The 15523-nt window shown below is 43.0% G+C and carries 11 protein-coding genes; 7 read left to right on the top strand and 4 right to left on the bottom strand.

Annotated elements, in window-relative coordinates; all coding sequences use genetic code 11:
• The first annotated feature begins 319 nt into the window (after positions 1-319).
• The 4 genes from lon (at position 320) to rpsA (ending at position 6826) form a co-directional block, all read left to right on the top strand.
• The gene (gene lon / locus DDV96_RS05160; protein ID WP_116693692.1) at positions 320-2770 is read left to right on the top strand and encodes an endopeptidase La; all 2451 of its coding nucleotides are present in this window, start codon (positions 320-322) and stop codon (positions 2768-2770) included.
• Positions 2771-2946: 176 nt separating this feature from the next.
• Positions 2947-3939, top strand: coding sequence for a type IX secretion system protein PorQ (gene porQ, locus DDV96_RS05155; protein ID WP_394340100.1), 993 nt, complete (start codon positions 2947-2949; stop codon positions 3937-3939).
• Positions 3939-4634 (top strand): (d)CMP kinase, encoded by a 696-nt coding sequence (gene cmk, locus DDV96_RS05150; RefSeq protein ID WP_116693690.1) that lies wholly within the window; start codon positions 3939-3941, stop codon positions 4632-4634. The genes porQ and cmk overlap by 1 nt, the downstream gene beginning before the upstream one ends.
• Before the next feature lie 314 nt (positions 4635-4948).
• Entirely contained in the window at positions 4949-6826 is a 1878-nt protein-coding gene (gene rpsA, locus DDV96_RS05145) for a 30S ribosomal protein S1 (RefSeq protein ID WP_116693689.1), read from the top strand.
• 65 nt (positions 6827-6891) lie between these two features.
• Here the strand turns inward: rpsA and DDV96_RS05140 are convergent, their stop codons facing one another.
• Entirely contained in the window at positions 6892-7296 is a 405-nt protein-coding gene (locus DDV96_RS05140; protein ID WP_116693688.1) for a glyoxalase, read from the bottom strand.
• A 154-nt stretch (positions 7297-7450) separates the two neighbouring features.
• Here DDV96_RS05140 and DDV96_RS05135 point away from each other — a divergent pair, with 154 nt between their 5' ends.
• Positions 7451-8812 carry an NAD-dependent succinate-semialdehyde dehydrogenase gene (locus tag DDV96_RS05135; protein ID WP_116693687.1) on the top strand — a complete coding sequence of 454 codons (1362 nt, stop codon included), beginning with the start codon at positions 7451-7453 and terminating at the stop codon, positions 8810-8812.
• 87 nt (positions 8813-8899) lie between these two features.
• Here DDV96_RS05135 and DDV96_RS05130 read toward each other — a convergent pair whose 3' ends face one another.
• Together DDV96_RS05130 and DDV96_RS05125 are read right to left on the bottom strand one after the other, a co-directional pair.
• The gene (locus DDV96_RS05130; RefSeq protein ID WP_116693686.1) at positions 8900-11992 is read right to left on the bottom strand and encodes a WD40/YVTN/BNR-like repeat-containing protein; all 3093 of its coding nucleotides are present in this window, start codon (positions 11990-11992) and stop codon (positions 8900-8902) included.
• An 81-nt stretch (positions 11993-12073) separates the two neighbouring features.
• On the bottom strand, positions 12074-12808 hold the full coding sequence (locus DDV96_RS05125; protein WP_116693685.1) for an outer membrane lipoprotein-sorting protein: 735 nt from the start codon (positions 12806-12808) through the stop codon (positions 12074-12076).
• A 130-nt stretch (positions 12809-12938) separates the two neighbouring features.
• On the opposite strand from DDV96_RS05125, the gene DDV96_RS05120 reads away from it, so the two are divergent.
• Both DDV96_RS05120 and DDV96_RS05115 read left to right on the top strand, forming a co-directional pair.
• Entirely contained in the window at positions 12939-13826 is an 888-nt protein-coding gene (locus tag DDV96_RS05120) for a DUF72 domain-containing protein (protein ID WP_116693684.1), read from the top strand.
• Entirely contained in the window at positions 13826-14221 is a 396-nt protein-coding gene (locus tag DDV96_RS05115) for an acyl-CoA thioesterase (RefSeq protein WP_116693683.1), read from the top strand. Before DDV96_RS05120 ends, DDV96_RS05115 begins: the two co-directional genes overlap by 1 nt.
• Here the strand turns inward: DDV96_RS05115 and DDV96_RS05110 are convergent.
• Positions 14214-15500: a mechanosensitive ion channel family protein gene (locus tag DDV96_RS05110; protein WP_116693682.1), complete on the bottom strand. Its 1287-nt coding sequence runs from the start codon at positions 15498-15500 to the stop codon at positions 14214-14216. The genes DDV96_RS05115 and DDV96_RS05110 overlap by 8 nt on opposite strands.
• Positions 15501-15523: the final 23 nt, after the last annotated feature.

Raw genomic sequence — 15523 nt, 5'->3', positions numbered from 1 at the left:
GTAGATTTAAAGTAACCATAGTAAAGCTATAGATGCTTCATAGATACTCCATAGATAGTTCATTGTTTTGTAAGAAAAATTATATTTTGTAGGAAAATTTCACCAAATAGATTTGTATTCATTCAATCAAAAATTTTCTTGGTAATTGAAATACATCAGAAAAACATAAACTTTCCTTGGCATAACTATTGAATAGAAATGAGTGAAAGTCAATAAGCATTAAGCTATGCAATTGGTTTTCAGTTTAAAGTAGATAACGAATCATTAAAAAACAGCAATTGTGCGCCTTTTTTGGTGACACAATGTCTTAAAATACTATATGGCCCATTCAAAAGTAAAAACATTAGACAGTTTGTCATTGCAGGAATTAGAGCAAGACGCCGAGTTGATCCCTTTAATGACCGCCGAGGATGAAGATGCGATGAACCGGGAAGAACTGCCGGAAATACTACCTATCCTCCCGCTACGCAACACCGTTTTGTTTCCAGGCGTGGTGGTTCCCATTACCGCAGGTCGCGATAAATCCATTAAACTCATCAACGAAACCAACAAAGGCAGCAAGACCATTGGTGTGGTTTCACAAAAAGACGAAGAAGTGGAAGATCCCGGGTTAAACGAAATCAACACCATTGGTACGGTGGCCAAAATACTTCGGGTATTGAAAATGCCCGATGGCAACACCACCGTAATCATACAGGGTAAAAAACGCTTTGAAACCACCGAAGTAATCACGACCGAACCGTACCTCACCGCCACCATAAGGGAAGTGAGTGAAGCAAAACCTGCCGATGAAAACGAAGAGTTTTCTGCCATTATCGATTCCATCAAGGAAATAGCCCTTGAAATCATTAAAGGCAGTCCAAACATCCCTTCGGAAGCGGCCTTTGCCATCAAAAACATTGAAAGCAACTCGTTTTTGATCAACTTTGTTTCTTCAAACCTGAACATTTCAGTAAAAGAAAAACAAAGCCTGTTAGAGATAAACGACCTGAAAGAGCGTGCCCTGCAGACTTTGAAGCACATGAACGTTGAATTGCAAAAATTGTCGTTGCGCAATGATATCCAGTCTAAGGTGCAAAGCGATATCAATCAGCAGCAGCGCGAATATTTCCTGCAACAGCAAATGAAGACTATTCAGGAAGAGTTGGGCGGAAATTCCAATGAAGCCGAAATACAGGAAATGCGCAAAAAAGCGGAAGAAAAAAAGTGGGGCGACGAGGTGCAGGAGCATTTTGAAAAGGAAATCAACAAGTTGCAGCGCATGAACCCGCAAGTGGCCGAATATAGCATTCAGACCAATTATTTGGATTTGTTGCTCGAGCTGCCGTGGAACGAATTCAGCACCGATAAATTCGACTTGAAAAGGGCAAGGAAAATATTGGATCGCGACCATTACGGCTTAGACGATGTTAAAAAACGAATTATTGAATATTTAGCTGTACTGAAACTGCGCAACGATATGAAATCGCCCATTCTTTGCCTGTACGGCCCTCCAGGTGTGGGTAAGACTTCCTTGGGCAAATCCATTGCCGAAGCCCTGGGCCGCGAATACGTACGGATGTCGCTGGGCGGTTTACGTGATGAAGCCGAAATACGTGGACATCGTAAAACCTATATTGGTGCGATGCCGGGACGTATTGTAAAAAACATAAAAAAAGCAGGAACCAGCAACCCGGTTTTTGTATTGGATGAAATAGATAAACTTTCGGTTGGGAGCCAGGGCGACCCGTCTTCGGCTATGCTGGAAGTGCTGGACCCTGAACAGAACAACGCGTTTTACGATAACTTTTTGGAGCTGGGGTACGATCTTTCAAAAGTCATGTTCATTGCCACTTCAAACTCCTTGAGCACCATTCAGCCTGCGCTTCGTGACCGCATGGAAATTATTAACGTTACCGGTTATACCGTTGAAGAGAAAGTGGAAATTGCAAAACGCCACCTACTGCCAAAACAATTGGAGGAACATGGCCTGACCAAAAACGACCTTAAAATTGACAAAAAGCAATTAGAGAAAATCGTGGAAGGCTACACCCGTGAAAGTGGCGTAAGAGGCCTCGAAAAGCAAATTGCAAAAATGGTGCGTTATGCTGCGATGAAAATCGCCATGGAAGAAGAATATGAGAAAAAAGTAACCCATGATACCGTGATCGAAGCTTTGGGCAGCCCAAAACTGGAACGCAATAAATATGAAAACAACGATGTGGCCGGGGTGGTTACCGGATTGGCTTGGACCAAAGTGGGAGGCGATATTTTGTTTATAGAATCGACGCTTTCCAAAGGTAAAGGCCAGTTGAACATGACCGGAAACTTAGGGAAGGTCATGAAAGAATCGGCCACCATTGCCTTGGAATACATAAAATCCAACGCCGAAGAACTGGGCATTTCGCCAGATATTTTTGAAAAATATAACGTCCACGTGCACGTACCGGAAGGGGCAACCCCCAAAGACGGTCCAAGTGCGGGGATTACAATGTTAACCTCTCTGGTTTCGTTGTTCACCCAACGCAAGGTAAAGAAGAGCATTGCGATGACTGGGGAAATTACCTTGCGCGGTAAAGTGCTTCCCGTTGGCGGAATAAAGGAAAAAATATTGGCTGCCAAACGGGCGCACATTAAGGAAATCTTGTTATGCGAAGATAACAAGCGCGATATCGATGAAATTAAACCAGAATACCTAAAAGGCCTGAAATTTCATTATGTAAAAGATATGAGCGATGTATTGAATTTAGCGCTTACCAAGCAAAAAGTAAAGAACGCTAAGAAGTTGTAGCCATATTTAAATAATGCCCCTTGTGAATCTCAATTGAATAATTGATTTTTCAAGGGGTATTTTATATCTATATTTGAAAACCTTTTATTCCGCTTAAAAATAAATTAATATTGCAGTCGTTAAAAGGTATAGAAAACTAACTACGGTACATGCTCCAAAAGGGTTACTTCTTATTTATGCTGTTAATAGCTGCTTCTGCAATGGCGCAAGTAGGTGGCCGAACGACCTATCAATTTTTGAACCTTGTAAATTCACCCCGGCAAGCAGCTTTGGGCGGTAAAACCATCACCAATTACGATTACGATCCCACACAAGCCTTTTTTAATCCCGCGGCCATCAATCCTGCAATGGACAATCAATTTTCGATAAACTATGCCAATTACATAGGCGACGTAAACTATGGCAGCGCGGCATATGCGTATGCTTGGGACAGGCGCACACAGGTAATTCAGGCAGGGGTTACCTACATTAACTACGGAAAGTTTGATGGCTACGACGAACAGGGAAATGCCACCAACAGTTTTAGTGGAGGTGAAGTGGCCGTTTCTTTTGGTCATGCGCGCAATATTGCCTTTACCAATTTTCACGTGGGCGCCAATGTAAAGTTTATTTCTTCAAAACTCGAACAGTACAGCTCCTTTGGCGTGGCTACCGATATAGGCGTAATGTACGTTTACGAAGACTGGGACCTGCACATTACCGGGGTCGCCCGAAACCTGGGCACGCAAATCACCCCATACCACGAAACGTATGAAAAATTGCCGTTCGAACTGGTCTTCGGGGTATCGCAGACCTTAAAAAACATACCCATCCGTTGGCATTTTACCTTAGAGAACATGCAACGCTGGAACGTGGCTTTTGCCAACCCAAACAGAAATGAAACCGATCTGGAGGGCAACACCACCAGTGAAAAAATCAATTTCATAGACAACGCCTTCCGCCACATGATCTTGGGCATCGAATTGTTTCCCGAAGGCGGATTCAACCTTCGGCTGGGCTATAGCTTCCGCCGGGCAGAAGAGTTGCGCATTGTAGAGCAGCGCGCTTTTGCAGGGCTGAGCGCCGGTTTTTCCTTGAAATTGAATAAATTACGCTTAAGTTATTCGTACGCGCAATACAGCTTGGCGGCCTCAACCAGCACCTTTGGGCTTCATATAGACCTTCAATAATGCATAAAATCACCATCGCCATAGACGGCTATTCATCCACCGGAAAAAGCACGGTCGCCAAGCAATTGGCAGATTGGCTGGGGTATGTGTATATCGACACCGGTGCCATGTACCGTGCGGTCACCCTGTACGCTATGGAAAACGGTTTTATTTCTAAAGAGAAGTTCAACAAGGTACAATTGATCGAAAAACTGCCGGACATTCATTTGGAATTCAGGAAAAGCAGCCCTGCAGCAAAAGCTGAAATGTTCCTCAATGGGCAAAACGTAGAAGATAACATACGAACGTTGGAAGTTTCAGAATTTGTTAGCCCTATTGCCACGGTTTCCGAAGTACGGAAAAAACTGGTAGAGCAACAACGACGTATGGGCGCCGAAAAAGGCGTTGTGATGGACGGCCGTGATATTGGCACTGTAGTAATGCCCGAAGCCGAATTGAAAATATTCATGAACGCCTCGGCCGAACAACGGGCCAAACGCCGTTACCTTGAACTTGTCGAACGCGGCGATACCGTAACCTATAACGAGGTGTTAGCGAATGTGCAAGCCCGCGACCGTATCGATACCACACGGGAAGACTCCCCGTTGAAAAAAGCAACCGATGCCATTGAAATCGACAACAGCGAAATGAACTTGGAAGACCAATTCCATATTATATTGCAACTCGCCAAAGACCGCATCGCTGGCCGGGTTTAATTAGCTGTCATTTCGGTTTCAGGGAAATCTCATTTCCGAAGCTTGAGCCTGCCCGACTGATCATTCAGGCAGGTGTCCTGACGGGAGGGGAGATGTATTGAAGGCCCAACACTTTCCATTCAAAACACTTTGATTATCAAAAGAAAAACAGTACTTTTGCACTCCTTTTAGCGACGAGGCAAGAATAAAAAGGACTCAAAAAAAATCAATTTAAACCCTTCTGTGGGATAGTCGCAGCGATTTCTTGTAATAACACAGAATACAAATTGTTGAAATTCAATATCTTAAAAAAGAATTTCACAACTATTTATTAAATGGCTGAAAAAGCAAACAAAGATGCAGCAAAAGAAAAAGCTGCAGAAAAACAAGAAGAAGTAGCGGTGGCAGAGCAAAAAGCTACTGAGGAAACACAACAACCTCAAGAAGAACTTTCCCTTAAACAAAAAGATCCAAAGAAATTCTTGGAAGAATTCAACTGGCACAACTACGAAGAAGGCATCGACCCAATTGATGACGGTAAGTTGGAAGAGTTTGAAAAACTGGTTGCCGAAAATTTCGTGGACACTTTAGATGATGAAGTGGTAGAGGGCGAAGTGGTTCACATTACAGACCGTGATGCCATTATTGACATCAACGCAAAAAGTGAAGGGGTAATTTCCTTAAACGAATTCCGTTACAACCCAGACCTTAAGGAAGGCGACAAAGTAGAGGTATTGATCGATGTGCGCGAAGACAGCACAGGACAGTTAATCCTTTCTCACCGTAAGGCCAGAACCATCAAGGCGTGGGAGCGTGTTAATGAGGCCCACGACGAAGGTACCATAGTAAACGGTTATGTAAAATGCCGCACCAAAGGTGGTATGATCGTAGATGTGTTCGGTATCGAAGCTTTCTTGCCAGGTTCACAAATAGATGTGAAGCCTATTCGTGATTACGATGCGTATGTAGGAAAAACAATGGAATTCAAAGTGGTGAAAATAAACCACGAATTCAAAAACGTTGTTGTTTCGCACAAAGCGCTTATCGAAGCGGATATCGAAGAACAGAAAAAAGAAATCATCGGGCAGCTTGAAAAAGGACAAGTACTGGAAGGTGTTGTTAAAAACATTACTTCATACGGTGTATTTGTTGACCTTGGAGGCGTTGACGGATTGGTGCACATTACCGACCTTTCTTGGTCGCGCATCAACCACCCGAACGAAATTGTTGACCTTGACCAGAAATTGAACGTGGTGATCCTTGACTTTGATGAGGATAAAACACGTATCCAATTAGGACTTAAACAATTGAAACCGCACCCATGGGAAGCTCTAGGAGACGACCTTAAAGTTGGTGATAAGGTAAAAGGCAAAGTAGTTGTTATTGCAGACTACGGTGCGTTTATTGAAGTAGCCGAAGGCGTTGAAGGCTTGATCCACGTAAGCGAAATGTCTTGGTCCACGCACTTGCGCAGTGCCCAGGATTTCGTAAACGTTGGTGATGAAGTGGAAGCTCAAATTTTGACCATGGACAAAGAAGACCGTAAAATGTCGCTTGGTATCAAGCAATTGACACCAGACCCATGGACCGATATCACAAGCAAATACCCTGTAGGTTCTAGACATACCGGTATTGTACGTAACTTTACCAACTTTGGTGTGTTTGTGGAATTGGAAGAAGGGATCGATGGTCTTATTTACATAAGCGATCTTTCTTGGACCAAGAAAATCAAGCATCCAAGTGAGTTTACCGAAATTGGTGCCGAATTGGACGTTGTGGTTCTTGAATTGGACGTTGAAGGACGTAAATTGAGCTTAGGACACAAGCAAACCGAAGAAAACCCTTGGGATAAGTACCAAGATGAGTTTGCCGTAGGCACCAAGCACACCGCCAAGATTGACGAAATAGTGGACAAAGGCGCAACGATTGAGTTTAACGACGACATCACTGCATTTGTTCCTAAGCGTCACTTGGAAAAAGAAGACGGAACCGATCTTCAAAAAGGTGAAGAAGCAGAATTCCAAATCATTGAGTTCAATAAAGAATTCAAGAAAGTGGTCGCTTCACATATGGTAATCCATAAAGAAGAAGAAGCCAAGATTGTAAAAGCCGCTGCCAAAAAGCAAGCTGCGCAAGCCGAAGAGTCTAAAACCACTCTTGGTGATGCCAATCAAAAGCTTCAAGAGCTAAAAGACAAAATGGACGGTAAATAAACCTTCGTTTTTCTTATAAAAGCAAAGCCCTTCAGCATTAAGTTGAAGGGCTTTTTTTTGTTGCTTTAAGCGAATTCCGGTTCCAAAATCTGGACATTGCTCTTTAAACGTTCTATCACGATGTTCATCATCCGTTTGTTGAGGGCCGAGGAATCGTCAATATATACTTCATATTCATACAGTGTAAACTGGCCAATCACCATCCCTTTCAATGAATTCCTGAACTTCATATCCTTCTGTATAGCATTATCTATGTAGTCCATCCGTTTTTCAATAGAAAGATCATAAAACACATTCTTGTGCTTTCTAATGTAATTCCTGAAGGCCGCCAACAATAAATTGGCTTGAAGCTTCACGATGGGCCGTAAGGTATTGTTCTGAAAATATTCGGCATCGCTCATTTGATCGTTGAACGTTGCCGATGGGATTTCGGGCCGTAGTTGAACTAAAACGTCGTCTCTCGTTTCCATAATAATTGGGTTTTACTAAAATTATACAATTTAAGAGCCGCTTTCCCTTTGAACCGATATAGTTATAAACGGCTTTTCAACAACGATGTGCCGTTAAAATCATCTTAATCCGTCCCTTTGTTTATGGTCTTTTCGGTACATTTAAAAGAAAAAGATGGCAACAAAAACTTCTATAAACCCATATAATGGTGCTGAAATAAAATCCTACAAAACCCACACCAAAACCGAAATACAAGATATTTTGAAGCAAGCGGACAAACGGTTTTATTCGTGGCGGGAAACTGCTTTCCCTGAACGCAAAAAACTGATGTTGAACGCTGCTGCTGAGTTGAAGAAAAATACTAAAGAATATGCCGAAACAATGACTTTGGAAATGGGAAAGCCCATTAAGCAGGCCATCGCCGAAATTGAAAAATGTGCTTGGGTGTGCAAGTATTACGCCGAACACGCAGAAAATCATTTAAAAGATGAACTAATAAAAACCGATGCCCACAAAAGCTATGTCAGTTTCGAACCTTTGGGCGTGGTTTTGGCCGTTATGCCTTGGAACTATCCCTACTGGCAAGTGTTCCGGTTTGCTGCTCCGGCATTGATGGCTGGGAATATTGGGGTGTTAAAACACGCGTCCAATGTGTTTGGAAGTGCCTTGAACATAGAAAAGATATTTAAACGTGCAGGTTTTCCCGATCATTGCTTTACTACCTTGAAAGTGGGAAGCGATGCTGTTGAAGAAATAATAAAAAACCCGATTGTGAAGGCCGTAACCTTGACAGGTAGCGGTCCGGCTGGTGCTGCTGTTGCCTCCACGGCCGGAAAAAACATTAAAAAGTCGGTGTTGGAATTGGGCGGTAACAATGCCTTAGTGGTTTTAAAAGACTGCAATATGGATAAAACAATCGACATTTGCGTGCAAGCCCGTTTTCAGAATACCGGACAAAGTTGTATAGCCGGAAAGCGCTTGTTGGTCGATGCCTCCATTGCTGAAAAATTCATAAAAAAACTCATTGTAAAGGTTCGGGAGCTGAAAAGCGGCGACCCGATGGACGAAGAAACCTACATTGGTACATTGGCCCGGGAAGATCTGGCTCAAGATTTGGAAAAACAGGTTACTGATTCATTGGATGCCGGTGCCAAGCTCGAAATAGGAGGGAAGCGCCAAAACGCCTACTTTGAACCCACAGTGGTAAGCGGTGTTACCCCAAAAATGCCCATGTTCAACGAAGAAACCTTTGGTCCGGCTTTGTCCGTTACTACCTTTAAAACGGTGGACGAAGCTATCGAGCTTTCCAACGATTCAAAATTTGGATTGGGCGTTTCCATTTTTTCCGAAGACATTGAAACTGCAGAAAAAATGGCCTTTAAATTTAATGAAGGTGCCGTTTTTATCAACGAATTGGTGAAAAGCGATCCGCGCTTGCCTTTTGGAGGCGTTAAAAAAAGTGGCTATGGCCGCGAATTGAGCGAACACGGAATTAGGGAGTTTGTTAATAGAAAGACCGTTTATATTAATAAATAATTTGTCAGGTTGAGCGCAGTCGAAACCTTATTGACAGTCAGAAATTATAGTTCTCGACTGCGCTCGAACAGACAGATAATATTTCAATCAATCTTCAGAAAGAAATGCTTCTTTTGTTTTAATGGAAGTTTTTTCAATATCGTTCTTTTCCAAAAACTTCATAAACTTTCTGCCTTCTTTGTCTTTGATTTTTTTGTAGCGTGCTTTGGCTTCAGTAAATTCTTCGGAAATCAACGTCATATTCTGTTTTTGCGCTGCAGTTACTTTAGAAAATGAGCCCGCAATATCGGCATACAGATCGCCCATGCGTTCCCGCAGTTCGGGTTCGGCCGAGGCTACATAGTTGTCGCCCGTGGTCACCACCAAGTCTTTCCGAAGGGTTTCCAAGGCATCATATAGGTTTTGAGCTTGTTTTTTGCCTTTTGGATGGTTCTCGATCACTGCTTGGGCTTTGGCTTGCCATTGGCCCAATTCGTACACCATATAGGCTAAGTCTTCTACCATATTGAACATTTCTTTGGTAAGCTGTTCTTGCTCTTTCCGTTCGGCCAAGGTTGTCAATGATTTTTCATCGTATTTAAGCGTTATGGTATTTTCGTAGGTGTTTTTACCTTTGGTCAAAACTATTTTATAGCTTCCTGCAGGAACTCGGGGAGCGGTAAAGCCTGAGAAGGAAAGGGTTTTTCCCGCGGCCATTTTTGGGGTAGCACTTGTGAAGTTCCAGTTTACAATGTTAATGCCCTTTGATTTGCCCGGTGTTAGGGACGCGATTTTGTTTCCTTCCATATCCTGTACTTCCATTTCCATTTTCCCGAAGGTATGGCGTTTTTTCAGATAATAAACAATCCTTGCCGAAGTGGGTTTGTTTTGCCCTACAAATTGGGTCTCGGTGCCAAAACTACCACTGAATCCACTGTCTTCTGTCATGGTAAACGGTTCCGTTTCAAAAAAATGAACATCTTTTTCTAAAACTGCGGGAGTCAGTTGCCGCAATGGACTGATATCGTCTATAATAATAACACCACGACCGTGGGTTCCCATAACGACGTCGTTGGTCTGTTTTTGCATATCGATAAAATGAACTGCTGCCGGCGGCATGTTATTGGTAAACTGCGACCAGTTTTTTCCTCCGTCGATGGTTACATACAACCCAAGTTCGGTGCCGAGAAACAACAGGTCTTCATTCTCATAATCTTCTTGAATGTTCCGTACAAAAGCATTGTCTTGAATATCTTCGGAAACAATCGACTTCCACGTTTTTCCGTAATCGGTAGTTTTTAATGCGTAAGGTTTCATATCGCCTGTGGTATGGCCTTCAAACACAGCATAAGCTGTTCCTTTTCCGTGTACGCTGGCTTCAATGTGATAGACCCAAGTGTTTTTTGGGATTCCGGTTAAGTTTTCAGTGACATTGTGCCATGTTTTTCCGCCATTGGTGGTTACTTGCACATTTCCGTCGTCGGTTCCTGCCCAAATAATGTTTTCGTCCAAAGGTGATTCGGCAATGGTAAAAATAGTGGTATGGTTTTCGGCACCGCTGTTGTCAACCGAAAGTCCACCCGATTTAGCTTGGTTTTGCTTTTTGGGATCGTTTGTGGTTAAATCGGGCGAGATGATTTCCCACGTTTCGCCCATATCTTCGCTTTTGTGGACAAACTGGCTTCCCATATAAAAGCGGTCTGGCGCGTGAACACTTACTGCCATTGGGGCGTTCCAGTTAAAACGGAGTTCCGCATCGCCTTTTTTGGGCAACGGCTGTACGGTACGGGTTCGGTTCCGGTCCACATCGTACCGCCAAACGTTTTGGGCTCCTTGCATTTCAGAATAGATGATATTTTTGGTAGGATGCTTCAATACCCTAAATCCATCACCATAACCTACGCTGTTCCAATCGCGGGCATTCACGCCTCCTGGGGAAGAGGATGGACCGTACCAACTGCCATTGTCCTGCAAACCGCCATATACATTATAAGGGTCGGCATCGTCGGTACTGATGTGATAAAACTGCGAAAGCGGTAAATCTTCAACAATTTCAAATACCGAACCGCCGTTCCAAGACCGGTACAGCCCACCATCGGTTGCCGAATAAATGATATCGCTGTCGTTGATGTGAAAAGTAACATCATGAATATCGGCGTGCATAGGCCCTAAATTTTTAAAGGTCTTTCCACCATCTCGGCTTATAGAACCGGTAAGCCCGCCTTTTACAACAATATCAGGGTTTTTGGGATCAACAGTAATACGTGAAAAATAGAAAGGACGGACGGTCAAACCGAAATCATTATTGAGGTGTTCCCAGCTTTTTCCGGCATCGGTAGATTTCCAAAGACCGTTTTTGTCTTTTTCTTCAGTTTCCAATACTGCATACAGTATGTTGTGGTCGCTTGGGGCAACGGCGATGGCGATTCTTCCCAAATCGCCTTCAGGAAAACCGTTGTGGATTTTGTTCCACGTTTTTCCGTTGTCGGTAGATTTGTAGAGCGCACTGTTTTCGCCCCCAGAGGTAAAACTCCAGCCCGTTCGCCTAAACTGCCACATAGACGCGTACAGCACGTTCGGGTTTATGGGGTCCATAATCACATCGGCCGCACCGGTAGCAGGGCCTACGTAGAGAATTTTGTTCCAAGTTTTTCCGCCATCGGTTGTTTTGTAAACACCACGGTCTTCACTATCGCTCCACAATGCGCCCAAAACACCTACGTACACTTCATCGGTGTTGTTTGGGTTTATGACTACGGAAGCGATGCGCTCGCTGTTCTCAAAACCTGGGATTTCCTTCCAGTTGTTGCCACCATCGGTAGATTTAAACAACCCATCACCAATCGATACCGAATTACGTGTCCACGTTTCGCCGGTGCCAACCCAAATGGTCTGGTCTGGATCTTTGGGGTCTAAGGTAACCACTCCGATGGACTGGGCGTGCTCGTCGAAAATAGGGCTAAAGGTGGCACCTCCATCGTTCGATTTCCAAACCCCGCCGCCAGCAGCACCAATATACATAATGCGGGTGTTGGTTGGGTGCATCTCGATATCGTTTATGCGACCGCTCATCAAAGCCGGACCAATGTGCCGGGCTTTCATATCGCCAAACAGTTCTTTGCCTTTCAAGGCGATTTCTTGTGCCGAAACAGTACAAGGCAAGCACACTGCCATTACTATGATTAGAAGTAGTTTTCTCATGAGGTTGGTTTTTTAAATAATTGATTGGTTTAGCATGAAAAAATCCCTGCTCGAACAGGGATTTTAAAATAACAGTATGTTTTACTGCGGAAAAGCGAACATCCCTTCATTTGTTTCTGGGTTCAGGGTGATTTCCTTCACTTTTAAGCTTTGGCCCGAAATGCCCATATCGAAAGGAAAATACAGTCCATCCACTTCCTGATAGTCGCTCATGGAGTTTTGCATGGTTTGTCCTTTCATAGGCCCTTGCTGTACTTCGTTTTCAGTGGCGATGGGAACGAAATTTTCGGTTTCAAAATAATAGTAAGAAACATTTGGCACTTCTTTACCATCGACCATAATGGGGTCTTGGGTTAATTTCAGTTTGTAGGTTTCGGTGCCTTCAATGGTTTCTTTTCCCATAAGCTCTACCGTATACCCTTTATCTTTATAGTTAAGAAAAGGTGAAGGGAAGCCTTTTTTGGCCTGCTTTTTCATGTTCTCGTTCGACTCGGCATCGCTCTTCTCGGCTTGCATGGTCATCATATTGGTGGTCCAGAGCGTTTCGCCGTCAAAAGCCATTTGTTTTATTTCTTGCCCTTGAAAGTTGATGGTCACCAATTGTTCGCCATCTTTGGTCTGTATTACTTCAACGGGTATTTCCATTCCCTGTGCGCTTATCGAACCAGAAATTTTAATGCCTTCCAGTTCTTGCCAAGCATCTTTTCCGCCGGTGTTTTCAAAATAATTGTCGATAATTTCGTCTGCTGTTTGTGCTGTTAGCGGTGTTACAGCTATAAGCAATAACGCAATGAGAATTGTTTTTACGGTTTTCATATTGTTTGTGTTAAGGTTTATTGTAAAAATAAGTTACTTTTTTATGTAAATCGTTACAATATATCGAAAATTTTTTCAGAATAAAAAATGCAACAAAACCCGTATCTTTACTTCAAAAAGGAAATCCATTATGAAATTTGGAAAAGTTGACGACCCTTCAAAAATAGATTTTACCCTTCCCGAAGACCATCCGGGAACCAAGAAAAAACTTTCAACATACAAACCCGTTTCCACGCCTAATTTATATGTAGGCTGTGCCAAATGGAACCGTGCCGATTTAAAAGGTTTTTACCCGCGTGGAACTAAAGATGAACTGAAATATTATGCTACTCAATTTAACAGTATTGAGCTGAATGCCACGTTTTACCGAATTTTTCCGGCCGATGTTTTTGCCGGATGGTATGATAAAACATCACCCGATTTCCGCTTTTTTCCGAAATTTTTTCAAGGGGTGAGCCATTGGAAACGATTGAATGATTTTGAAGCCTATTTAAACGATTACCTGCTGAACGCTTCCAACTTGAAAGAAAAGCTGGAAATGCCTTTTGTGCAAATGCACAACAATTTTAAACCCAGCAATATGGATCGGTTAGCGCCTTTTTTTAAAGCAATCCCTGATGATATGCGGATTGCCGTGGAGTTTCGGCATACCGATTGGTTTAATGATGAAGCGGTTTCAGAAGAACTGTACGCTATTCTTGAAGAAAATGATGTGACCAATATTATCGTCGATTCTGCCGGAAGACGCGACTTACTGCATATGCGCATGACTACTAACAGTGCTTTTATTCGCTTTAACGGTGCCAATCACGAAACCGATTATACCCGCTTGGACGATTGGATCGATAGGTTGGAACAATGGATCGATCAAGGTTTGCAAAATATTTATTTCTTTGTGCACCAAAATGTTGAAAGAGCTTCGCCTTTGCTTTCGGCTTACTTTATTGAAAAAGCCAACGAGCGGTTTGGTACCGATTTGCACATTCCGAAGATGGATAACCCTAAAACCAGATATTAATGAACTTTCACACCCGAAAATGGATAAAACCTGAAGATTTAAACCCCAATGGCACCTTGTTTGGAGGCCGGTTACTGGAATGGATCGATGAAGAAGCGGCGCTATATGCCATTATTCAATTGGAAAATCCCAAGACCGTAACCAAATATATGAGTGAGATCAACTTTCTAAGCTCGGCCAAAAAGGGCGATATCATAGAAATAGGGCTGGAAGCCGTAAAATTTGGAAGATCATCATTAACGCTTGCCTGCGAAGTTCGTAATAAAATGACGCGGGAAGTGATCATTACCATCGATACCATCATTATGGTAAGCTTGGATGAAAACGGAACCCCAACACCCCACGGGAAAAGCAAAATAGAATTTGTAAAAGACCGATTGAATCCTTCTAATTAACGATAGAAGGCTTATGCTTCAATAGGCCAGTAATGTCATTTCCTGAAGGGATTTCATGTAGCTCCAGTCCAAAATACGGAACGGCGGCTATGATATGGTCAAAAATATCGGCCTGTATGTGCTCGTAATTTTCCCAGCGTTTGTCTGAGCTAAAACAATATACTTCAATCGGGATACCCCGATCGGTTGGGGCCAAATGGCGCACCATTAAAAAAAGTTCTTTGTTAATGGCAGGATTTTCATGCAAATAAGCATCTACATATTTTCTGAAAATACCCAGGTTGGTTTGGTTACGGCCGTTCAACAGGACGGTTTTATCGGCTTCGGTGCGTTGGTTGTATTTTTCCACATCGCGTTGGCGGTGCTCAATGTAAGGCTTTATGAGCTGGATTTTTTTAAGTTGTTCCAGTTCCTCATCGGTTACCAATTTTACCGAGGCTTGCTCGATGAACAACGCCCGTTTAATACGTCTACCGCCAGATTCCTGCATGCCACGCCAATTTTGAAACGAATCTGAAATCAAGCTATACGTGGGGATGGTAGTGAACGTATTGTCAAAGTTCTGCACGGTCACTGTGGCCAAGCTTATTTCGGTCACGGTTCCATCGGCACCGTATTTACTAAAGGTGATCCAATCACCAATACGCACAATATCGTTCACTGAAACCTGAATGCTCGCCACAAAACCCAAAATGGTGTCCTTGAAAATAAGCAACAATATGGCAGATGCCGCTCCCAATGTGGTTAAACTGAAAATGGAATAACCGGTCAAGATGTTGATAATAAGGAAGATGCCCACGCCCCAGCCAAAAATCATCATCACCTGTTGGTAGCTTTGCAACGGCTTGTCGTGAAAACGCGGTTTGTGTTCCAGATAACCTCTTGTGGTTTTCAGCACGCTCCTAAAGACCAAAACACACAGCACAATAATATACACATCGACCAACCGAAGCAAAAATGAACCAAATAAAGGGTATTCCACAAAAATAATGGGCAGGGTAGCCGCAATGATAATCACAGGGAAAAAGTGAGCCACAAAACGCGGGAAATTACTTTTTACCAAGAAATCGTCATATGTGGTTTTGGTTTTGTCGCTAAAGGCCTTAAAAAGCTGGACAATGAACTTCCTTACAAAAACATCGACCAAAAAAACAACCAGGCCAAGTGCCACACAGTTGATAATAGTGTTGAGAAATATGGCCCAATCTGGGTTCATTCCTTGGTCCACAAAGTATTCCTGAAGCCAGCACAAGTAATATTTCAATGTTTCTTGGTTCATTGATGCTTTTTAATTGGTTGAGA

The sequence above is a fragment of the Marixanthomonas spongiae genome, from assembly GCF_003095375.1.
In the GTDB taxonomy this organism is placed as follows: Bacteria; Bacteroidota; Bacteroidia; order Flavobacteriales; family Flavobacteriaceae; genus Marixanthomonas; species Marixanthomonas spongiae.
This window is presented reverse-complemented; position numbering and strand designations above follow the sequence as displayed.

Excerpts from the sequence above, each read along its gene's own strand:
- DDV96_RS05115 (WP_116693683.1), top strand. The coding sequence starts at position 13,826 with ATGAACTTTCACACCCGAAAATGGATAAAACCTGAAGATTTAAACCCC.
- DDV96_RS05135 (WP_116693687.1), top strand. The coding sequence starts at position 7,451 with ATGGCAACAAAAACTTCTATAAACCCATATAATGGTGCTGAAATAAAA.
- DDV96_RS05110 (WP_116693682.1), bottom strand. The coding sequence starts at position 15,500 with ATGAACCAAGAAACATTGAAATATTACTTGTGCTGGCTTCAGGAATAC.
- DDV96_RS05120 (WP_116693684.1), top strand. The coding sequence starts at position 12,939 with ATGAAATTTGGAAAAGTTGACGACCCTTCAAAAATAGATTTTACCCTT.
- DDV96_RS05125 (WP_116693685.1), bottom strand. The coding sequence starts at position 12,808 with ATGAAAACCGTAAAAACAATTCTCATTGCGTTATTGCTTATAGCTGTA.
- cmk (WP_116693690.1), top strand. The coding sequence starts at position 3,939 with ATGCATAAAATCACCATCGCCATAGACGGCTATTCATCCACCGGAAAA.
- lon (WP_116693692.1), top strand. The coding sequence starts at position 320 with ATGGCCCATTCAAAAGTAAAAACATTAGACAGTTTGTCATTGCAGGAA.
- DDV96_RS05140 (WP_116693688.1), bottom strand. The coding sequence starts at position 7,296 with ATGGAAACGAGAGACGACGTTTTAGTTCAACTACGGCCCGAAATCCCA.
- DDV96_RS05130 (WP_116693686.1), bottom strand. The coding sequence starts at position 11,992 with ATGAGAAAACTACTTCTAATCATAGTAATGGCAGTGTGCTTGCCTTGT.
- porQ (WP_394340100.1), top strand. The coding sequence starts at position 2,947 with ATGCTGTTAATAGCTGCTTCTGCAATGGCGCAAGTAGGTGGCCGAACG.
- rpsA (WP_116693689.1), top strand. The coding sequence starts at position 4,949 with ATGGCTGAAAAAGCAAACAAAGATGCAGCAAAAGAAAAAGCTGCAGAA.